Here is a 19,975-nt window from a genome sequence, read left to right as displayed (position 1 = left end):
AATGGCACGCCCGCAAGCTGCGGTACCGATCTCTGTTATTGGCCACGGTGTAGTTGGGTTCTCGCAGCACGCGCTTGAGAGCGGCAAAGCCGGCCGGCTAGCCGACGTCCACGGCTGATGAATCCGATTGGGGTTGAAGGTCTGTATGGCTGACGCCGAAGTGAAGTACGAAGCGAAGACCGTTCGCTCGATCCGCGGCATGGAGGCCAGGACGATCGCGAAGTGGCAGAAGGAGGGCTGGGAACTCGTGTCCCAAAGCCCGGGAAAGGTTCAGGCGGAACTCACGTTGCGCCGCGCCAAACCCAAGATGCAGCGGCGGATGGTGGCCGTTCTAGCGGCCGGAGCGGTCGTCGCACTGATCGCTGTCATCGCCATCATCATCGGCGCGAGCCAAGGCGGAGATGCTCCTGAGTCGTCCGCGCCTCCGACCGAGGGGCTGGGCATCACGAGTGAACAGCCTTCGGAAGAGGTGACCGAGACGTCAAGTCCGAGCGGGACCCCTGATGAAGAGATGCTGACTGCGGAGAACAACGAGGATCTCGCGGCGCTCTTGACAGGGTCGGCAGATGGGCCGGCAGTTGAGGAGTTCGCACAGAACTACGGCGGCAGCCTCATTGAGTTCGATGGCAGCATCTGCGCCATGAACGCTCATGGAGACTACGACACGCGCTATGACATTCTAGTTGCATATGGCGACTATAGCGAGACTCAGTCGTCGGGAGGGCCCAATTTCCAATTCCGTGACGTCAATACGACTTACGACTTGCACCTGGTGGGGCAGGACATCCCAGATGACATAGGCGTCGGGGACAATCTCCATATTGTCGCTCGAGTCGGAGCGTTCGAACCGGACACGACTCTCTTCCTTCTCGAGCCTGTCTCCACCGAGTTCCGATAGATGGTCGCCACGTTGCTGCCGCGTACGGGCGCGCACCCGCGAACAAGGACGCGATGTCGGGCGATGAGTGGTATCGGTCTACCATGATTGGTTGACCAGGGTCGCCACGTCGTGGGTTTGTTCAGCTAGACCCCTTCGAGGTGAGATCCGCGGTGCCGAGCAAAACTTGGTGCCCGCACGCCATTGAACGCGAGACATGTCCTTCCGATGAGGGCGTTGATCTCGTAGAGCAGTGCTTCGGCCGCCGCTGGTCGCCCTCGCGCGATGCGCCCGTCGTCGTCGATGACGATGTAGCCGCACTCGAAGAGGGAGTCGCATCCGAGAGCGCATGCGAGCATCGCTGCGGACGCGAAATCGAGCCGCTCTTCGTGGGTGAGGTCGCGACGCGGCACGATGTGGGCTGCGACGAGGAAAGTGGCTGGCAGTTCCCGACCGCAGACGTCACATGGCGCCGTGGCGCGAGCGCGGAGCAGGCTTGCCCGGAGGTGCCCCTGCTCTCGGCGGATCTGTGTGATGGCCTCGGAGTCGGTCCCGTCGAGACCCCAGTTGCGCAGGAGACCGCCAATCAAGCCGGCGTCGGGTGGTGAGGGCAATTGGGCCTCCGCGGCATCGATGAGCCGCGTGGCCTCATCTTCGGTCAGGCGTGCGATGAAGTTCCGCCGCGGTGTGCCGTTCTTGTCTAGTGGTCCAGGAGGTCCGGGTGAGATGAGTTCTTGGATCTCGCGGAACGATAAGTGCAGTGTGGTGTCGTCGACGTTCACCTCGACGAGCCACCCGTCGTCACCCTGGCCAGGCCGTCGCGGGTATCCGACAGGGCGAGGTGCCGGCCTTGGATCTGTCGTGACCGTGCTGATCGTGCGCAGGAGCCTGTCGCCGTAGTGCAGCACCACGTCGCCGACCTGCATCTCGCTCAGCAGCGGCCGACGTCGATTGGGATCCGCGTACGTCCAGAGTGTCTGCTCTTCGAGGGCTATCGCGTGGTTCTCGCCTTGACTTGCCCACCAGTAGCGTCGCGCAGGGACGAGGCCGCGGACCCCGTCGGCAGGATCGCCTCGCTGTTCTGCGCGGCGCTGACAGTCGGCACACGGGACGAGATCGAGCATCTCCGCATCTGTGGCCCGTCGCGGCGCACCGCCGATCAGATCTCCGGCCTCGTCGTGGTACCAGTGGTCGCAGTCATGCAGATGCCGCATGCGGATCCGTTGGCCGGACGGTCGGCCGGATTCGAGCGTGATCGGCGCCTTGACCCATTCGACGGTTGGGTATGTAAACGTAGGGGCGGAGCTAACCATTCGACCTTCCAGATGCAGAGGGTTCGCGCGGCTCGAGATCAATGATGTACCGGAGAGCGGCAGTGAACTGTGCGAGGTCAAGGCGCTTGTACCCGTTCTGAAGCGCTTTGGGAGTCGCACCAAGTTCAGCCAGTGGTATCGCCTCTGCTTCGGGGATGTTGAGACGCGGTTTGACATTGCTCACCCACGGCCATCGGTGCGCTTCGTAGCTGGACGCGCCCGAGCGCTCCATGTACGGCGGGTCGTTTCGGCTCTCTTCAAGGACCTCGACGATGGCGTTGCAGGCACGTAGATCCTTGGCGTACATCAGAACGAGGTCTCCGACGCGGAACCGTGGTTGGCCTCTTGACGAGTTTGAGAACCAGAAACCCCGCTTCCACGGCTCGCTGTGGTCCACCGCCTTCACCCACAACCCGCGATCACGGGCCTCGGCCATAAGAGTGTTCGCCAGAACGCTGCCAGTCTTACTGGCTCGACCCCGCGTGCGCTCCCGCACGGGCTTGGGTAGAAGCCGTGCCGCTGCCTCGGCGTCCTTGATGGCTCGTTGGTCGACCCCGACGGCGTCATCCCACCACGTGTCGAACACTGTTCTGGCTGACGTTCGCTGGTCGGCGCTGAGGAGGACTCCGATTTCGAAATTCGATGGCGACGCGACGCCGAGCCCAGGGCTCGTCAGGTTTGCAGAACCGATGAGACCGAAGCCGCCGTCGCAGAGGGTGACCTTCGCATGGAGCCGCCTTAGACTCCGCACCTTGACTCCACTCCGGAGCAGCGCCAGGAGACCCTCCGTATTCAGTGATCCGTATGCAATGGCGATGGGCGAGAGATCCGTCAGGAGACGCCAACTCGCAGCGGAAGACTTGGCAATCACGGCAAGGTCTCCCGCGACCCTGCCGCCGAGGTAAGGGCTGGCAAGTAGCACGGACTCGCGTGCCGCGCCGACCGCCGACATGAGCGTCTCGTGAGCTCGGGGTACCAACCCAAGCGGAGCGACACGATCCATATGCTCAACGTAGCGAATGCCGCCGTCGATGTGGTCGTCTCGAGAAGTTGCGCGTGCGTGGGGCCGGTCTCGGTGAGTGTCACCCGCGCCCATCACCTGCATCGACACCGTGATGACTACCAGGCACGTCAGTCCGGTCAGGACGAGCGTCCGCGCCGGTAGTATTCGGCGCAGGTCCCCAGTGGGACTAGGCATCGAGCCGATTTGGAGCAGATCACGGTTGATCACTGTCTGCTCCGCTAGGGGTCGCCTTCGCGAGTTGGTTGCCCGCGTGAAGCACATTTTGCCTGGACTCGAAGCCGCTGCTGGGGCTGAGCGCACCGCTCAGCCCCAGCACCCTCTCCACGACGAAGGAGGCGCTGGTGTGGTGGGAACTTGACCAGAGGGTCCAGCAGACGTCCACTCGGCTCATCGTGGAGCACGAGACCTACGCCAAGTCTGTCCACGACGAGAACGACCGACGCCGCCGGCGTAGCATCGGAATCCCGGAAGTCCTCCAAGTTCGGCGCCCTGAGACGTGGGATCTCGATCCGGGCTTCAACCCATACATCGTCCGGTCTCGTCATCAACGCATCGCCCACGCGATCACGGAGAGCCTTAGAGATCGCAGCTATGCGCCCCGCCATCCCGCAGGCTTCAGCGTGCCTAAACCTTCCGGCGGCGAACGGATCATTAGCACATTCCAGATCGCGGACGAGGTGATCTCCAACCGCCTACTGCGGTCCCTAACGCGGAAGAATCTTCCACGGATGAGCGCTCGCGCGTACGCTTACCGCCCCGACCTGAGTCCGCACGACGCAATCTCGTACGTCTCGACCGAGTTCGCACGTGAACACCGACTGTTTGTTGCCGAGTACGACTTCAGCAAGTTCTTTGACACGGTCGACCACGATTTCCTGTTGGAAACACTCGACACGATGGGCATCACAAGGACGCCATTGGAGCAGTACGTGATCGAGCGCTTCCTCGAATCGCCCGAGCCATATCTCTCGCCCGCGCAAAAGCTCGCTAGCAAGCCCGCGCGCAAGCGAGGCGTCCCGCAAGGGACCTCCATAAGTCTCTTTCTCGCCAACGTTGCCGCATCGGAACTTGATCGCGCACTAGAGAGGCTCGGGGTCGGTTTCGTCCGCTACGCAGACGACACGCTCATCTGGAGCACAGACTACGGGCGCATCGGCGAAGCTGCGTCCATCCTTCATGAAGCGTCAAGCCATATCGGTTCGCCGATCAACTCCGAGAAGAGCTTGGGAATACGCCTGCTCGCAAAAGAAGAGACCGTGCACGTCGAGATGTCCTCGACAAAGTACGTCGACTACCTCGGGCACCGGCTCGGGCTCCGCGACGTCCGCATGAAGGATGCTTCGGTCAACCGAATAAAGGCCCGAATAGGCGAGTTGATCTTCACCAACCTACTTCTGGAGCCACTCAACGGAACCCAGGAACCGAGTCGACTCAGTGATGTCGATCGCGACTATGCAACTCTGATCTGGCAATTGCGCCGATATTTATACGGCCCTTTGACCGAGAAGGGCATCAGAAAGTTTCAAGCAGGGGCGATACCACCAATGTCCTTCGAGGGAGTCATGTCCTTCTTTCCCCTGATAAATGACGAACGCGGACTAAGAGAGCTTGACGAGTGGATCGCAGCACGAATCTGGCTTGCGATGCGTAAACGTGCGCGCATCCTCCGCGCCGCGGGTCTCGCTCTTCCGTTGCCTCATACGCTTCAAAAGGCTAAACTTATCGGCTTCACCTCACGATCCTCGCGCTCTGGCGATGTCGTGGACTTGAGGATGCCCAGCGTTCGCAAGATTGCGAAGGTCATTCGGCTGGCAGTGTCCACCCACGGCCTCGGCGTCGTGTCCGGACGGGCACCGCTGTACCTGTATGCCGACGAGTGAACTGGCTCTTCTCAGCGGAGGGTGTAGTACGGGCTGGCGCGTCGGCCCGGGTAGGTGTCGAGGTCTACCGAGGATGGCAAGTCTCACACTCGGTACTGCTCAGGTGACGAAGACGGCTGCCGCTCGACGCCTTGCGACGGGAGGAAGGTGTGGGCCGCGGGTTTCCTTGCGAGACGTGTTGCGATGTCTTAGCCGGTCCAAGCACTGGCCCGTACTGGAGTGCGAGCCAGGCGCTCTACCGGTGGAGTCGCTCGTCGGTGCAGAGTCCTGTCGTGAGGTCTGTCTGGCTGCCTCAGGTGAGCGTGACGATTGGTACGCAGGGCAGTTCGCACCTTCGCTAGCATTGGTCGAACCCGCGGTACCGACGGACTTCTGCTCGCAGACATGCCCCCTCCGCACGACTTCGTGCTGCTTGAGGGGGCCCCGTGCTCGATCCCGTCACCTTGCCGGCGACGGCGCTCGACGTGGGACGCGGAGGCGACTTCTCGCCGATCGAGGAAGCGCTCGAGAATGCACTCGTGCTGCGTGGACACGGTGCGCCGAGCCTGGCGGAGCGGAAGTCGTGGCGGTCGAGCCTTCCGATCCTCGGTCGCGAGCTCATAGCGGCCGGCCTCGGCGAGGTCGACGTCATCCTCGAGTACCCGCTGCCGTTGTCGAGCAAGCGCGCCGACGTGATTCTTGCCGGGCAAGATCCCGGGACCGGCGGCGCCAGCTATGTGGTCGTCGAACTCAAGCAGTGGAGTTCAGCGACGGCCTGGGGCACCTCGAACACCCTGGTCGAGGTGGACGGGGCGCCATACCGGCCCTCGCTACACCCGCTGCTTCAGGTTCAGGGCTATCGCGAGTACCTGCAGGACTTCGTGTCGGTGGTCGCGGGGGAGCCAGGCTCAGTCTCGAGCGTGGCGTACCTGCACAACGCGACGGATACGACTGTCGCGGACTTGTGGCGGCTCGACGGCACCGATACCCACCGCATGTTCACCGGGCAGGGTCGAGATGCGCTTCGCGACTACCTCAGGACACGGATCGCGTCAGTGCCACGCCCCGAATCCGCACGGGAGTTGCTGGCCTCGAAGATCGCCCCATCAAAGCAACTGCTCTCGGTCGCGGCCGCCGAGATCCAGGACCGCGAGCAGTTCGTGTTGCTGGACGAACAGCGGGTCGCCTACGAGTTGGTGCTGAACGCCGTCGAGCAAACTCGCGCCAAGAACCGGCGCGCCGTAGTCGTGGTCACTGGCTCGGCCGGCAGCGGGAAGAGCGTCATCGCGTTGTCGCTCCTCGGCGAACTCGCGCGGCGCGGCGTCAGCGTCGTGCATGCGACGGGTTCGAAGTCCTTCACGGAGACGATGCGCCAGGTCGCCGGGCGCGGCTCATCCCGGACGAAGACTCTCTTCAAGTACTTCAACTCCTTCATGGCGGCGGAGCCCGGCTCGCTCGAGGTCGTCATCCTCGATGAGGCTCACCGGATCCGCGCGAAGTCGGTCAATCGCTACACACCGAAGGCGCTGCGGGAGAACGCCCGAGACCAGGTCGAGGAGCTCCTCGCCGTCGCGAAGGTGCCGGTCTTCCTGCTCGACGAGCACCAGGTGGTGCGTCCGGGGGAGATGGGCACCGTCCAGCAGATCATTGAACATGCGCGAGGACGCGGCATGGACGTGCACGCCGTGGATCTGAACGCGCAGTTCCGCTCGGGTGGCAGCACCACCTACCTCAACTGGGTGCACTCGCTGCTGGGCCTCGCCGCAGAGGAGGGCTCTACGGAAGTGCCCACTTGGCACGACGAGCCGACGTTCGCCGTCGACGTCGTTGCGTCAGTCGAGGAACTCGAAGGAAGACTCCGAACCTACCTCCAGAGCGGTCTGAACGCCCGGATGACGGCGGGCTACTGCTGGCCGTGGAGTGACCCGCGCAAGGACGGGTCCCTGGTTCCGGATGTGCGGATCGGCGCCTGGTCCCGGCCGTGGAACCTCAAGAGCGACCGCGCCGTAGGCGGCGCGCCGCCATCGTCGCTCTGGGCGTCCGATCCGGCTGGCTTCGACCAGGTCGGCTGCGTCTACACGGCACAAGGCTTCGAGTACGCCTGGAACGGGGTGATCTTCGGCCCGGACCTTGTGTGGCGATCGGATCGATGGGTCGCCCGGCGTGAGTTCAACAAGGATCCCGAGTTCCGATCGCGGACCAGCGTCGAGGCCGCGACTTTCGACCGCCTCGTCCGACACGTCTACAAGGTGCTGCTCACCCGCGGCTTGGTGGGCACATTGCTCTACTCCGTCGACGAGGAGACGCAGGCGATGCTCCGCAGCCGCGTGAACCCGCGACGAAGAACCTGACCTTCGCGCGGGAGACCGCGCGGACGCGACGGCAACGCTGTCGCAACTACAACCACAGAAATAGCAAGCGGCCCGACAGGCTTCCGAACCGGACATGCCTCCACCCGCCACAAACGGGGACGAGGTATGTCGTGGCAAGTTGGGTGCTGAGCATTGCCAAGGAGTATGTGCACCACTGGGAGATCGCCAAGAAGCAGGCGTTGTGGGACATGACAACCAGCCGGCCGATCCATGAGGGCGACGTCGTGTACTTCTGGGCGGCGAAGACAGGGTTCGTGGGTAGGGCTGAAGTCGCAACCGACGCGCGCCCGCTGGATAGCACTGACGGACTGCCTTGGACGGACGCGGGGGTGCGGAGCTATGTTCAGCGATTCGAGTTCGCGCGTACCGATGAGCTTGTCGGGAAGTCCCCGAGTTGGTCGGAGGTGAAGTCGCAGACCGGCTTCACCCAGAGCCCGTCGTGGGCTCCGCACTCGAAGGACGGAGCGGTCGAGCGGGCGCTGCGGCAGTGGTTCACGGATACCGCTGTGGACGAGGTCGCCGCGGCCTTTGCGACGGGGACCGAAGCTGCGAGGCAGTTGAGTGATCTCGGCGAAGATCGCCGCGAGCGGACGCTCGCCGAGATCGCGATCCGGCGAGGCCAGGGCAAGTTCCGAGACTCGTTGCTCGCGGCATACGACCGCCGATGCGCGGTGACCGGCTGTACGACCGTGGCGGTCCTTGAGGCGGCGCACATCTCGCCGTACCGGGGCGCCCACACCAACGCGGTCGCCAACGGGCTCCTGCTCCGTGCCGACATTCACACGCTCTTCGACCTCAACCTGCTCACGGTTGTGCAGACGCAGGGTGCGTACGTGGTCCGCGTCGAACCATCCGTGGCCGATGATGCATACCAAGCAATTGAAGGCGCCGCGCTCGCGCTACCGGGAGCACGTGCGGCCCATCCTGATGCGGCGATCCTCGATGCCCGAAACCGAGCGCTTCCTTGGCTGACGGATCAAGGCCCTGGTGCGGACATCGACCTGCAGCGTCGACCGCAAGCGAAAGCTGCTGACACCCGGGATCGCGAAAGACTCTTCTGAAGGCGGCTATCCGGGAGGCGTGGCTACGGAGCGGCTAACGGGGATCCGTGAGGAGATGGCCAAGGTGGTCGATCCGGGTGGCTTGGTGCTATTTGAAACTCCGATAGGACGAGAGTTCTGGAGTTGGGCTGGGATGCGTGCAAACGAGACACTGGTCTCGTCCCTTGAGGCTGGGGACGGTGTGGACAACCACCGGTTTACGTTGGATGAGGCGACAGGGTTGTCGGACCTGCGCGCCGCATCTGTTGAAACTGCACTGCCAGCAATCAATTCCCAGGCAGTTGCTGGCCTGAAGTTCTCCGTCGCACTCAGTCAGGGTGCCGCCCGTGCGACTCTCGCTGAGCGACTTGTGGATCGTGGAGGGGCAGGGGAGTGCGGATTGATGCCAGTCGTCCTTCGCTTCACGTGATATGCGACGACGGTTGCACAGCAGTGCCTAAAACCTCACCATTGCCCAACCTGTCCCCGCACACTGCAACGAAGGACCGTGAAAGGGGGAGCCAATACAGGAATTTGCACGCCATTTCCTCAGGTCGACCCACGGTCAACCTTGCGTCGTGCACCAAACAAGTTTGATTCCTCGCTTGCAAAGCGTCGGGACTACGCGTGTCGGTCCTACCTTCGCATTATCCATTGGCGGACGCCGATCCATTGTGCCTGTACCCCTTGATGCGGATCTCGGAAATGGTGACGGACCTCAACGCTTCCATCATCCCCAGTACCTTCTTGTGGAGGTCGAGCACGTCGTCGCAACTTGGAAAACTCGCACGGCCATGCGCAATTTCATTGCGGCGGTCGCACAGAAGAATATCGATGAGGTTCTGCTTTGTCTCAAATTCGATTCGAGGGATTCCGAGAGTCGTCATGATCTCCTCGAGAACCTTAGAACGAAGATTCGATTTCGTGTCGACTACCCGCGCACTTGTGATGCGGAGCCTACCTGTCGCCTTCCCCCGGGCCATATCGATCAGCTCGACCTTTGCCGATTCGTCTCCGCTTTCCATCCGACGAACAAGTTGAATTGTGTGTGCACGAAGCAGTCCGTCTGCCACATCGGAGACCAGTGGTTTTCGCTTCATAATGAGACGAAGATACGCGTCGAATACGGCTTTACCGTAACCCTCCCAGTGTGCATAAAGAAGAGTCGTCATTCCGCGCGAAAGGGCGCGGCTCGTCGGTGAATCGCTATTTCTTCCTGCCGCCGTCTCGAGTTGAGTTGAGAATGCTGACAACTCGATTCGTCGCCATGCGAGTTCTTCGTCCAAGAAAGCTTCGAAGTCCTCGTCGGTCACGATCGCCACGGCTACTCCCCGAAATACTTGCGGCTTTCCGACATGAGCCGAGGCACGCGTCGGCGAGGGCTAACCCCGGTCCCCGAGTTGGACCTGAAAACGTCTGCGGACCAGATGCTCTCGACGCGGCTCTTTAGGTCGGTAGACGGGCGAGTCCTCCATCGATCCAAATTGGATGCCACACCGGATGTGACGAACTCGTAACTTGAAATCGAGAACGGGCCGAGGTGGCGACCATTCTCATGGCGGCGAAAAGTATCCTCACCGAGTGCGCGATTGAGTAGCTCGAATGTCTCGTTGAATGTTGCCGTATCGAGCGAGTATGTGGACTCCGGGTCGGCGGCGTTGCGCATCCAGCCGGTAAGGTATTCGCCGTACTCCTTTTTGAGTTCGGTGGGCCCGCCTGTCAGATCCACTTGGCAGAAAAACCTAAGGACCAATTCCTCACGGTAAGCTTGCTCTTCTTGACGATCCGAAAGGAGGACCGAGGCTTGGAAGTTTGCGTTTTGACTCAGTTCCACCACTCTCTGGTAGAACGAACGATCGATCATCACCATTAGACAATTTCTAGCCTCTTGAGGCGACAGAACGGATCCGGAGTTCAGTCTCTGGAACAGGTCGTATTTCGCGTTCGGATCGGATTCTTTCGTGATGATCCTAAAGTCGAGTTTCGCTCTCTTAAAGTCGCGCCTAAGTGCTTCATTGAAGGCAGTGGTGCCCGGCTCGGAAGGTTTGGAGTACACGTATCCATCGAGTTCTGTGAGATATTCTCCTCCTCGAAGAACAAGTTCGGGCTGCGGCATGTCAGACTCGTTCTTGTATTCTCCAGCGAACTGGAGGATGGTGGAGAGTCTCTGCACCCCGTCGATTACATCCCACACGCCGTCGGCGCGTTGTGAAACGAAGATTGGTGGAATCGGAATGCCGAGCAATACCGACTCGATGAGCCTCGACTTCTGGTCGTCGTCCCATCGAAAGATCCTCTGGAACTCCGGGTGAATGTCAATGTCGCCATCACGGTAAAGGGAGAGGACCTCACCTATTGACATGCTATAACCGTCGGTCCGAATTTCCCGGGCGCGCTGGGCGATCTGATCTACGAGGCTCAAGATACTCCTAATTGTGCTTTGGTCTGGTGCGCGCTATTGGTGATTCGAGGACGGGTTCTGTCTGGACCTGTGTCGAACGGATGGGTTGTTCTGGTTTGTCGTGCCACTCAGGACGTCGGAGTGGCGCGTTCAACCATCTTGTGGATTCTCGATGAGTTGAGTCTCTCAAAGATAAGGGTTCTGTCATTTGGGCCGACAATCGAGGGTGTCGGGAGAAGTTGGCGGTGGCCGGTTGGTTAGCAACCATTTGTCGATTCCCTCCTCGCCGTCGTGAACTGGTGGTCCCGTCGGGATGACGGTACTCGCTGAGTTCGCGTCTGTCAGGCGCATCTCCGGCAACGCGCCGGTCGCCTCCCGTCAGCCAGTTCGTGGTGCACCCACGGCTGTGACGCCCGCAACGAGCTCGCCGGGCAGACCCAACAGACCGTCATCGACGAGGGCTACGACATCCCCCTGGTGGAGCAGTTCCAGGTGTTCGCGTTCAGCTCCGACGTGCAGGGCATCACTCTCGAGGCGTCCACCTGCCTCAGCTTCTACGACACGTGGCTGGAGAACCGAACATGACGCTGACCCTGCAGGAGATCTCCGACCGGGTCGAGATCACCGACACCATCACCCGCTACTCCTACGGCCTGGACCAGCGCATCTGGCCGGAGTGGGCCGCACCTTCACCCCGGATGCGGTCCTGGACTTCAGCGCCGTCGGGATGACGGAACACAGCCCAGCCGAGCTGCGGGCCATCTTCACGCAAGGTGACGCGACCCGGATCCCGGTGGGCCATCACCTGCTCCACAACACCGTGATCGAGGTGGACGGGGACCGCGCCACGGCCCGCTCGAAGTACACCATGACCACGCACTCACGCACCGAGACCGAGGGCAAGGCTCGCCGCGTCCAGGGCGGCGGCTGGTGCGCCGACGAGCTGCTCCGCACGGACGCCGGCTGGTGGATCACCCGCCGTACCGCCAACTCCAAGTGGATCGACGTGGTCGAGGTGGCCTGTGCCGCACCGCTGCCGAACTGATGGGCTTCTACCTGCTGCGCCGCCTCGGGCAAGCGGCGGTCGTGCTGTCGGCGGCGCTCACGGTCAGCTCCGTGATCCTGTACATACTGCCCGGGGACCCAGTCGCGATCATGGTGAACCCGGGCGGCCAGACCACCTACGTCGACCCCGAGGCCGAGGCGGCGCTGCGCGCGGAACTGGGCTTCGACACACCACTCATCGAGCAGACTTCACCTGGTTCGTCACCGCCGTGCGAGGGGACTTCGGCTTGGTGTCCGACCGGACGGCATCTCCGCGACTGATAATCCTCATGCACCTGTTGACCTTGACCAGGTTGGCGAGGACACCCGTCAGCTGACGCACATCAAAGTCCCGCGTCGTCACGCGAGAATGTGCCGGTCGATCACCTTCAGCGATCGGGTGGGTCTATGGTCGCTTCGGTTCACCTCTGCGCTTCATCGAGACCAGCCGCGACGCGCAGGGCAGCGTACGTGGCGAGCGTCGGCAGCCAGTCCTGGCCCAGGTACAATGCCGCGCTTCGGGCTGCTTCCGTGAGCCCACGACCCACCAACTCCATGAGGCTCGTCGGCAATCCTGCGGTCAGATGCCCCATTGTGTCGTTTGTCCACTCGTCGGGGTTGCTTCCTCTAAGCGAACCCGACTCGGTCAGGTAGTCGCCAGCGTGTGCCAATCGCGACAACTGCTGATACAACGCGATCTTGGCGCTGACACCCGCCGACTCCATCACCTGGGCGACGAGCGTCGAATTCGACGGCTTCTCCGTCCCTACGTAGGCGCCGCGGCGGCCTCTCTGAACCTCGATCCCTGCATTCCTGCACGCTTCGGCTGTGAGCCCGCGGGAGTGGCTCTCACGTGCCGCACCGAAAGAGCCCAGGAGGCGGTCGTCCTCGTGCTCTTCGGCCAGGTAGAACGTCAACGTGCGGTTCAGCCGATCGACTGGGTCCAGGTCGGGCCTGTACAGCCAGTGCATCTCCGCGGCGCACTCAAGGACCGACCGGGCTGAGACGATCGATGCCCGTCGAGTCATGTGGCGGCCTGCCACCGCAGCTGCAGCCTCAGCGAACCCGCGGATGGCCGACCCGTAGAAGGTTCGCCGCATTACTGCTCTTGCGAGCACGAACCGGGGGTCGGTAAGCGGCTCGTCCCAGGTGTGCCACATCACGACTTCGGCAGACGCTAGGTCGCTGAGATCGCTCGCGAGCATGTGGTCCACAGCGACTGCAAGTCGGGCGAACGCTTGTGCAGTCTCGCTGAAGCGGTCATGGTCGGGTGCGTCGCTCACGCTGCTCCATTGAGTCGCGGTGGGATGGTCTGTGGGCGGGCACGCTGAGCCTATCCGTGCTGTGTACCTGACCTGGGTCGGCGCGAGCGCGAGTTCCTCGGCATCGCCCCGCTAGAGTCGCCCACCATCCCCAACTGGAGGCCAGGTCCTCCGCGCGCCGGCGCCGCCTACGGTCGGGTCCCAAGTGGAGGTGAAGCTCGGACGGCATCAGCGTCAAGGACGCCGAGACGCTCACTCCGAGCTTGCTCGTCGGGGGCTGGTGTCCACCCTGGTGTAGCAGCAGCTGGTCGGCGTCGGCATTGACCTGCAAGGCCCGGTTGGCGCCGCCCAGCACGTCGGGTCCGGTGCGGAGCGGTGGGCGCGGGTGGCCGAACTGCTGGACGTGGAGGCGCTGCCGTCGTCGATGGCCCCGTGCGGGCCCGCTGAGCTCCCGGGCGGGTAGCGGCAGCGGGTAGCGATCACGGGCGCTGGCGTTGGACATGTCGGTGCAGCGGCAGGTCCTGGAACTGCTGGTCGGCCTGCAGACCTCGCTCGGACTGAGCTGCCGGTTCATCTCCCACGACCTGGCGGTGGTGCGGCAGGTCTGGAACACCGTCGGGGTAATGTGGAAGGCGTGCATCGTGGAGGCCGGCGCGACGCAGCCGCTGTTCGATGATCCGCAGCACGAGTACACGCGGGCGTTGCTGGAGGCTATCCGTAGGCGGGGTCGGAGCGTCCCTGTAGGAGGATCGTGGAGCGAGTGACCAGGGGGCGGCAGGTGCGCTTTCCGCGGAGCCACGAGAATCAGTGCTTTGGATACTCCAGGAACGGCAGCGCACCCTCGATCCACGGGTCGTACTCGGGGTACCCGCACTCGTGGCTCTCGGTGGCGCGCACGAACCTCGTCGTCTCGAGCCGACGGCCGAGCGCGGAGTCGAGCAGGTGCGCGGGCACGCTCGCGCTGTGCTCGCTCTCGCTGAGGTCGTCGACGCTGGTGACGGCGAGTTCGCTGGTAGGCGCGAGCCCGTCGAGGGTGATGCTTGTGCCGGCGGTCTCGGCGACGCGGCGCCACGGGTGGGCGCTGTTGTCGCGGCGATAGACGCGGGTGGAGCTGGCCCCCAGAACCGTGCCCCAGGACGCGGAGACCTGGCCGTCGCGACGGGTCAGGGTGAGGCCGTCCGGTGGTGGGAGTACGCCGTCGCCGGGTGGCAGCGGGTGGGCGGGTGAAGGGTTGCTGAGGGCGTCGCCGTTGCGGGCCCGGCAGCCGATCGCTTGGACATGGCCGGTGCGGGGGAGGTGGACGGTGGGGGTGGCCGACGTGGCGAGGACGCGGGTGGGGTCCGCTGCGTCGACGAGGAGGTAGTCGGTGGCGGCCGGGACCGGTTCCACGTGGACGTCGGCACCGGTGCGTCGGCGCACCACCCGGGTGATTCGGGGTGCGGGCGGGGTCGCGTCGGTCCGGGTGCGTTCCCACAGGAACTGGCCACGGGGGAGGACGAGCACCGTCACCTCAGCGTCGGCAGTGGTCGAACTGGGCTGCGGGACGCCGTCGACGTGGAGCCGCCCGGACCCGGACGGGAATCGGAAGGTGAGCGTGGCGGCATCTCCGGTGACCGCGATGGTGCCGTGCGGCGCTTGGCCCGGCGACTGCACAAGGTCCAGGCCGGCCGGGCCCTCGATGTGCACGTCGAGCGCCTCGGTGCTTAGGCGGTTGCCGCGCAGCAGGGCTGCCTCGACGCGATCGGAGTAGGTGCGGATCACGGCCGCCTCCGCGGTGACGCTCACCCCGGCGGCGGTGTGCTGCACAGGGTCGGGGGAGCGGACCACGTCATCGGTGCCGTCGGGGCGTTGCACGCTTGCGCCCCACGGGGTGGCGATGCTGGTCAGGTCCGGCCGGCGGGAGACCAGGGTCAGGAACGTGCCGGCGCCGTCGTAGTAGCGACCGCGGGTGCGCGGGTAGCGGCCGCGTTGCTCGTGCGTGGGCGGGTCGGGGACCACGTCGGTCCAGCCCACGCCCGGGCGGAGTTGGTCGATGTGCGGGAACGGGCCGTCGGCGTCGGCGAACCAGGAGAACCGGCCCGGGGTACTCGGGTCGGGGACGTCGTCGAGCACCACGAGGTAGTCGTGCCCGACCATGACCACGCTGCGCGAGCGGTAGCGGGGGGCGATGTCCGGGGCGGCGTCCGCCTGGGCGAACTGGGCCACGGACAGCGCGACGAGCGGGTTGACCAGGTCGCCGCGCCCGATCGAGCGGTACTCGCCGAGGTCGCGGTAGCCGCCCGGTGCCTTGACGCCGAAGTTCGAGCACGCCTCGACGTCGCCGTAGTAGCCGTCGCCGACGTGCTCGGAGCCGATGTGGGACCAGCGCTCGCCGGCGGCGGCGTAGTAGAGCACCCCGTTCCCACCCCGGGCGGCGCGCCCCCACCGGTAGTTTGGGCCCTCGTCGATCTGCTGCAGGATCACCACCATCTCGTCCGGCGTGTGGGCGGCCGCGCGCAGGACCACGCCGTAGCCTGTGAACGCGCGGGACCGCAGGTCCGGGGCCTGCCCGGGCCGGTCGAGGCTGCCGCGGCGCAGCAGCGCGGCGTGGTCGAACGTGCCCGGGTCCGCGCTCTCCCACTCGTCCTCGGTCGCCGGGGTGCACCACCAGAGGTTCTCGGCGAGCACCGGGTCGATCCGTTCGAGTTCTTCGGCGAGGACCCGGATGAACCGCGGCATCGGCCCGGCGTAGGAGTGCGCCCCCTGCGGCGGGTGCACCCGGCGGCCCTCGTACCGGTCCAGCGGCACCGACAGGGTGTTGATCAGCCAGTCTGCGAGCTGGCGGAGCTCGGCCGGCGCGAGCCGGTTTCGGCCGTCGAAGTGGCGCCGCAGCAGCGCGGACTGGGTCACCGTGACGGCCAGGTGCGCCATCGCGTAGGTGCCGAGGTTCTCGGTCCAGCGGCCCGCGTCGGTGCCGCGCACCGGCACCGCCGGGCGGGTGTGCAGCCGCAGGTTCAGGGCGATCACCTGCTCGACGTGCTCGGCCATTGCCCGGGCGTCCGGATGCGTCGGGAACAGCACCGGCACGAGCGCGACCTGGCTGAGGATGTCGGCGAGGAAGTTCGGGTGGCCGGCGAGCATGGTGCGGGTGGGCATGAGCATCTCGTCCAGGCACAGGTAGCCGAGGAACTGCAGCGACGCGCTCGCGAGGGCGAACGTGTCCTCGTCGAGGTCCGGCGCGAGCTGATCGAACAACGGCGCCACCAGGCCGAGAATGGCGCGGGCCTCGACCGGAGACGGTCCCGGCGACGAGCGGGGGCCGCCGACCGGCGTCTCGACCAGGGTCCGCTGCTGCCGCAACAGCCGGTCCCGCAGCATCGCGACGCGGTCGCCGGGCACGTCGTGGTCGGCGGCGTGGAACACCCGTGAGTAGGTCTCGCGTGGTTCGCGGTGGTTCAGCACCCACCTCGAGACGGTGTCCAGGGGCAGCCAGGACCGCCAGCGCAGCCGGTCGGCAAGAGCCAGGGCGACGGCGGAGCCCCGGTCCGCGGCGCCGTCGCCGAGGTCCGTGGTCAGGACCGCGAAACTCAGCTGACGCTCGCCGGTGCGCACCGGCAGCCCGATCACGAGCCGGTCGTCCTCGACGTGGAATCGGACGGCCAGCCGTTCGCTCGAGCCCCAGACTGCGTAGCTGCCGTCGCGCCAGCGTCGGATGTCATCGAGGTAGACGCCGAGCGCCGGCGCCTCGGAGTCCTCGCTCCAGAAGCCCGCCCACGGCAGCCGCCACCAGGTGCTCCACGCGTGGAACGGCCGAAGTTGGAACGGCAGCTCGCCGTCGGGGCGCAGCGTCGCGCCGATCGGTTCCCACTCGTCGGTGGTCGAGTGGACGGCCGGGTCGAGCGGCCCGGCGTGGCGAAGGGCCGCGGCGCGCCAATCGGGGTCGGTCGTGGGCCGGTTCGGCGCGACCCGGTGCGTCAAGCCCTGGCGGGCCGTGATGCGGACCTGGGCGACGCCGTCGGCCGCTTCAAGCCGTTCGTGCACCCGCACGCTGTCCTCGCCCGCGACCAGCCGGAACCTGACGTCGAGTCGCGCCCCGGACGCGAGCAGGGTCTGCTGGCGCGCCTCGACGAACACCGGACCGTCGGCGGTGATCGCCGCGGACCTGCTCACCACGGCATCCCCGGTGACGTCGGCGACAGCCTGCTCGGCGCCGCCGGCGTCGGTCAGCCGGAAGTGCCGGGCGGCCGGGTCAGCGCCGACCTCCACCCGCAGGTGCTCGTTCGACAGGACGATCCGGCGCTGGGCGAGGTCCACGCGGGCTGGTGCCGGCCCCGGCGCGGCGGGTGCGCCGACCTCCCGTCCGGTCAGCAGCCAGGTCTGCCGGCTGCCGCTGGGCAGCTCGGCCAGGAACCACAGGTCGTGTTCATGCCGCTGGCACGGGATCCGGCCGACGACGCGTCCGTCACCGTCGAGGACCAGGAGGTGGTCGGCGACCGGCGCGCCGTCAGCCAGGGGCACGTGCACGGCCGATCGCGGCCAGGCGTAGGCGGGATGCCCGAGGTCGTCGGACAGGCTGATCAGCACGTCGCCATTGGCCCGCCGGGTCGCGGTCAGCATCCGCTCAGTCCCGCATCCGCACGTGCAGCGTCGGCTCGCCGCGCAGGTCCGCGACCCGGATCGGCTCGCCGGCGTCGAGGGTACGCCCGTCCATGTCGACGGCGGCGACCCGGTTGCCCACGCCGGTCACGCGGATGGTCACTCGCGCCGCGCCCACGCTCAGCCCGCGGAGTTCGCACGTGCCCAGGCCCTCGGGAACCGTCGGGGCCAGCCGCAGCTCACCGTCAGCGAGCCTGATCCCGAACAGGCCCTCATGGACCATCCGCAGGAACGCCGTCGCACTCCAGGTCTGATCCGGCACGGAGTCCCAGGTGCGCCCGACCTGCCAGCCGCCGTCGACCGTGCCGTCGCTGGGGCGGTACACCTCGAAGAACCCGGCGTCCGGATCGATCAGCCGGCACAGGTCGCGCCAGGAGTCGGCGAACGCCGCCGCCTGCCCGCGGCGGGCGGCGGCCACACCCCACTGGCCCGTCGCCATCGGCCAGAGCATCACGTTGTGCCGGCCGGGCCGCTCGCTCGAATACCTCGGGAAGTGGGGAGTGACCAGCGGGACACCGAAGGGCTCCCGGCGCACCGAGGCGACGACGGCGCGGACCCGATTCTCGTCGATCGGGGCGTGCTCGAGGAGCAGGGCCAGGCCGAGGAGTTCCTGGTAGTCGGCCACGGTGCCGTCCGCGTGGACGAGATAGCCGTAGTGGTCGCCCAGCCAGAGTGTGGCCTCGATCGCCTCCCACACCGCGGCGGCCCGGGACCTGAGCCGAGCCACGGCCGGGGCGCCGGCAAGATCGGCGAGGTCGGCGAGCCGTTCGTGCGCCGCCGCGTAGACGACGTTCGTCGACGGGCACATGATCTCCTCCGACCAGGGGTGATCGAGGACGAACGACGTCACCTCGGCGGCACCGGTCGGCAACGGGTACCCCGAGACGCCGTCCTGCATCACGGCCGGCCCGCGGTACAGGTTCCAGCGGGGGTCGAAGCGGGCCTCCAGAGCGTCGAGGGTGTGCCGGCCGACCTCGTGGGCCCACCGGGCGAACTCGGCATCCTGGCTGAGCTCGACGTGCCGGTGCGCGCCGAGGATCCAGATCGCCTGGTCCCACCACTGATCGTCCTGGGCCACGATCGGGCCGTGGTCGGTCGACTCGGTGACCGCCCGCAGGGTCGACTCGGCCAGGTCCGGCGCGAGCAGCGACACCGCGCTCCAGGAGTTGATGGCCGCGTCGCGGGTCCACGGCGTGGGGTAGTCACCGCCGGCCCGGACGAACCGGCCGCCGCCGGCATCGCTCACCGTGTTGAGCTCGAACACATTGCGCAGGGCGGCCGCGTAGAGCCGGTCGACCGTCGGATCGGTGCACGTCAGCGTGGGGAGCGGACGAATGCCCGACGGCGTCGGTACTGTCACCATTCCACGCTCGCCAGGCGTGGGGTGTCGCCGTGCCCGATCGCGTCCTTCAGCCAGGTCTCCACCGTGGTCACATGCATCAGTGACGCCGCCCGGGCCAACTGGGTGTCGCGGGCGGCGATGGCGTTGACGACGGCTCGCAGTTCCCGGACGGTCTGTTCGGTGGTGCCACCAGCAGAGGTGCCGTACCAGACCCGGGCGCGGAACGTCAGGCCGGAGACGGCGGTGACCAGGCTGGCCAGGTAGGAGTTCTGCCCGGCGTCGGCGATGATCCGGTGGAGTTCGATGTCCGCGGTGACCAGGTCCTCGACGGGGCCGCCGGCATCCATGGCATCCACGACGCGCCGCATCTGCTGCAGGTGCTCCTCGGAGGCACGGCCCGCCGCCATCGCGGCCGCCGTGGGGTCCAGGACGCGCCGGACCTCCAGGACCTCGAGGATCGAGTCGTGCTGGGTCAGATCGACCGCGAACGACATCGCCTGCATCAGCAGGTCCGACCGCAGCGACGTGACGTACGTGCCGTCGCCGCGCCGGGCGTCGAGCACCTTGACCAGTTCCAGGGCCTTGACGGCTTCCCGCAGCGAGTTGCGGGACAGCCCGAGGCGGTCGCTGAGTTCCTTCTCCGGCGGAAGCCGGTCGCCCGGCTTGAGTTCGCCGTCGACGATCATGGCTTTGATCTTGGCGATCGCCTCATCAGTGAGGGACATGGTCTTCCGTTCTTGTTGACGACCGGTTCGGCGGCGAACCGGATCGGGTGGGGCGACGAGCGCGCGGACGGGCGCGGGCCG

16 protein-coding genes are annotated in these 19,975 nt (G+C 65.7%); 8 read left to right on the top strand and 8 right to left on the bottom strand.

What is annotated here, in order from left to right; genetic code table 11:
- Window positions 1-145 precede the first annotated feature (145 nt).
- Window positions 146-898, top strand: a complete 753-nt coding sequence (locus tag GKS42_RS14875) for a DUF4839 domain-containing protein (protein WP_154794540.1) — start codon at window positions 146-148, stop codon at window positions 896-898.
- 125 nt (window positions 899-1,023) lie between these two features.
- On the opposite strand, the gene GKS42_RS14870 is transcribed toward GKS42_RS14875, so the two are convergent.
- Window positions 1,024-2,091: a hypothetical protein gene (locus GKS42_RS14870; protein ID WP_154794539.1), complete on the bottom strand. Its 1,068-nt coding sequence runs from the start codon at window positions 2,089-2,091 to the stop codon at window positions 1,024-1,026.
- A 91-nt stretch (window positions 2,092-2,182) separates the two neighbouring features.
- Window positions 2,183-3,142, bottom strand: a complete 960-nt coding sequence (locus tag GKS42_RS14865; protein ID WP_168217853.1) for a phospholipase D-like domain-containing protein — start codon at window positions 3,140-3,142, stop codon at window positions 2,183-2,185.
- Between the two features lie 464 nt (window positions 3,143-3,606).
- On the opposite strand from GKS42_RS14865, the gene GKS42_RS14860 reads away from it, so the two are divergent.
- The 3 genes from GKS42_RS14860 to GKS42_RS14850 all read left to right on the top strand — a co-directional run bounded on the left by GKS42_RS14860 (window position 3,607) and on the right by GKS42_RS14850 (window position 8,506).
- Window positions 3,607-5,094, top strand: a complete 1,488-nt coding sequence (locus tag GKS42_RS14860) for a reverse transcriptase domain-containing protein (protein ID WP_210769193.1) — start codon at window positions 3,607-3,609, stop codon at window positions 5,092-5,094.
- A 425-nt stretch (window positions 5,095-5,519) separates the two neighbouring features.
- Complete coding sequence (locus tag GKS42_RS14855) at window positions 5,520-7,424, top strand: DUF2075 domain-containing protein (RefSeq protein ID WP_210769192.1); 1,905 nt, start codon at window positions 5,520-5,522, stop codon at window positions 7,422-7,424.
- A gap of 131 nt (window positions 7,425-7,555) precedes the next feature.
- The gene (locus tag GKS42_RS14850) at window positions 7,556-8,506 is read left to right on the top strand and encodes an HNH endonuclease (RefSeq protein ID WP_210769191.1); all 951 of its coding nucleotides are present in this window, start codon (window positions 7,556-7,558) and stop codon (window positions 8,504-8,506) included.
- 626 nt (window positions 8,507-9,132) lie between these two features.
- Here the strand turns inward: GKS42_RS14850 and GKS42_RS14845 are convergent.
- Both GKS42_RS14845 and GKS42_RS14840 read right to left on the bottom strand, forming a co-directional pair.
- Window positions 9,133-9,807 carry an MAE_28990/MAE_18760 family HEPN-like nuclease gene (locus GKS42_RS14845; RefSeq protein ID WP_154794536.1) on the bottom strand — a complete coding sequence of 225 codons (675 nt, stop codon included), beginning with the start codon at window positions 9,805-9,807 and terminating at the stop codon, window positions 9,133-9,135.
- A 2-nt stretch (window positions 9,808-9,809) separates the two neighbouring features.
- Window positions 9,810-10,907: a DUF262 domain-containing protein gene (locus GKS42_RS14840; RefSeq protein ID WP_154794535.1), complete on the bottom strand. Its 1,098-nt coding sequence runs from the start codon at window positions 10,905-10,907 to the stop codon at window positions 9,810-9,812.
- 560 nt (window positions 10,908-11,467) lie between these two features.
- Here GKS42_RS14840 and GKS42_RS26025 point away from each other — a divergent pair.
- The 3 genes from GKS42_RS26025 to GKS42_RS14830 are packed head-to-tail and all read left to right on the top strand — an operon-like array spanning window position 11,468 to window position 12,212.
- Window positions 11,468-11,617: a nuclear transport factor 2 family protein gene (locus GKS42_RS26025; RefSeq protein WP_168217852.1), complete on the top strand. Its 150-nt coding sequence runs from the start codon at window positions 11,468-11,470 to the stop codon at window positions 11,615-11,617.
- A complete protein-coding gene (locus tag GKS42_RS26020) occupies window positions 11,614-11,931 on the top strand; it encodes a nuclear transport factor 2 family protein (RefSeq protein WP_232847682.1) in 318 nt (105 codons plus the stop codon). The genes GKS42_RS26025 and GKS42_RS26020 overlap by 4 nt, the downstream gene beginning before the upstream one ends.
- Entirely contained in the window at window positions 11,931-12,212 is a 282-nt protein-coding gene (locus GKS42_RS14830) for an ABC transporter permease family protein (protein WP_154794533.1), read from the top strand. Before GKS42_RS26020 ends, GKS42_RS14830 begins: the two co-directional genes overlap by 1 nt.
- 140 nt (window positions 12,213-12,352) lie before the next feature.
- Here GKS42_RS14830 and GKS42_RS14825 read toward each other — a convergent pair whose 3' ends face one another.
- Window positions 12,353-13,213 carry a hypothetical protein gene (locus tag GKS42_RS14825; RefSeq protein ID WP_154794532.1) on the bottom strand — a complete coding sequence of 287 codons (861 nt, stop codon included), beginning with the start codon at window positions 13,211-13,213 and terminating at the stop codon, window positions 12,353-12,355.
- Between the two features lie 479 nt (window positions 13,214-13,692).
- Here GKS42_RS14825 and GKS42_RS14820 point away from each other — a divergent pair, with 479 nt between their 5' ends.
- Window positions 13,693-13,956, top strand: coding sequence for a hypothetical protein (locus tag GKS42_RS14820; protein WP_154794531.1), 264 nt, complete (start codon window positions 13,693-13,695; stop codon window positions 13,954-13,956).
- Between the two features lie 40 nt (window positions 13,957-13,996).
- On the opposite strand, the gene GKS42_RS14815 is transcribed toward GKS42_RS14820, so the two are convergent.
- The 3 genes from GKS42_RS14815 to GKS42_RS14805 are packed head-to-tail and all read right to left on the bottom strand — an operon-like array spanning window position 13,997 to window position 19,894.
- Window positions 13,997-17,788 carry a hypothetical protein gene (locus GKS42_RS14815; protein WP_154794530.1) on the bottom strand — a complete coding sequence of 1,264 codons (3,792 nt, stop codon included), beginning with the start codon at window positions 17,786-17,788 and terminating at the stop codon, window positions 13,997-13,999.
- Between the two features lie 4 nt (window positions 17,789-17,792).
- On the bottom strand, window positions 17,793-19,190 hold the full coding sequence (locus tag GKS42_RS14810; protein WP_168217850.1) for an MGH1-like glycoside hydrolase domain-containing protein: 1,398 nt from the start codon (window positions 19,188-19,190) through the stop codon (window positions 17,793-17,795).
- Window positions 19,184-19,894, bottom strand: coding sequence for a FadR/GntR family transcriptional regulator (locus GKS42_RS14805; protein ID WP_154794528.1), 711 nt, complete (start codon window positions 19,892-19,894; stop codon window positions 19,184-19,186). Before GKS42_RS14805 ends, GKS42_RS14810 begins: the two co-directional genes overlap by 7 nt.
- Between the last annotated feature and the right edge of the window lie 81 nt (window positions 19,895-19,975).

This window comes from Occultella kanbiaonis (genome assembly GCF_009708215.1).
Lineage (GTDB): Bacteria > Actinomycetota > Actinomycetes > Actinomycetales > Beutenbergiaceae > Occultella > Occultella kanbiaonis.
This window is presented reverse-complemented; position numbering and strand designations above follow the sequence as displayed.

Coding starts and splice junctions, on each gene's coding strand:
- GKS42_RS14875 (WP_154794540.1), top strand. CDS start 146: ATGGCTGACGCCGAAGTGAAGTACGAAGCGAAGACCGTTCGCTCGATC.
- GKS42_RS14870 (WP_154794539.1), bottom strand. CDS start 2,091: ATGCGGCATCTGCATGACTGCGACCACTGGTACCACGACGAGGCCGGA.
- GKS42_RS14865 (WP_168217853.1), bottom strand. CDS start 3,142: ATGTCGGCGGTCGGCGCGGCACGCGAGTCCGTGCTACTTGCCAGCCCT.
- GKS42_RS26025 (WP_168217852.1), top strand. CDS start 11,468: ATGACGCTGACCCTGCAGGAGATCTCCGACCGGGTCGAGATCACCGAC.
- GKS42_RS26020 (WP_232847682.1), top strand. CDS start 11,614: ATGACGGAACACAGCCCAGCCGAGCTGCGGGCCATCTTCACGCAAGGT.
- GKS42_RS14830 (WP_154794533.1), top strand. CDS start 11,931: ATGGGCTTCTACCTGCTGCGCCGCCTCGGGCAAGCGGCGGTCGTGCTG.
- GKS42_RS14820 (WP_154794531.1), top strand. CDS start 13,693: ATGTCGGTGCAGCGGCAGGTCCTGGAACTGCTGGTCGGCCTGCAGACC.
- GKS42_RS14815 (WP_154794530.1), bottom strand. CDS start 17,788: ATGCTGACCGCGACCCGGCGGGCCAATGGCGACGTGCTGATCAGCCTG.
- GKS42_RS14810 (WP_168217850.1), bottom strand. CDS start 19,190: ATGGTGACAGTACCGACGCCGTCGGGCATTCGTCCGCTCCCCACGCTG.
- GKS42_RS14805 (WP_154794528.1), bottom strand. CDS start 19,894: ATGTCCCTCACTGATGAGGCGATCGCCAAGATCAAAGCCATGATCGTC.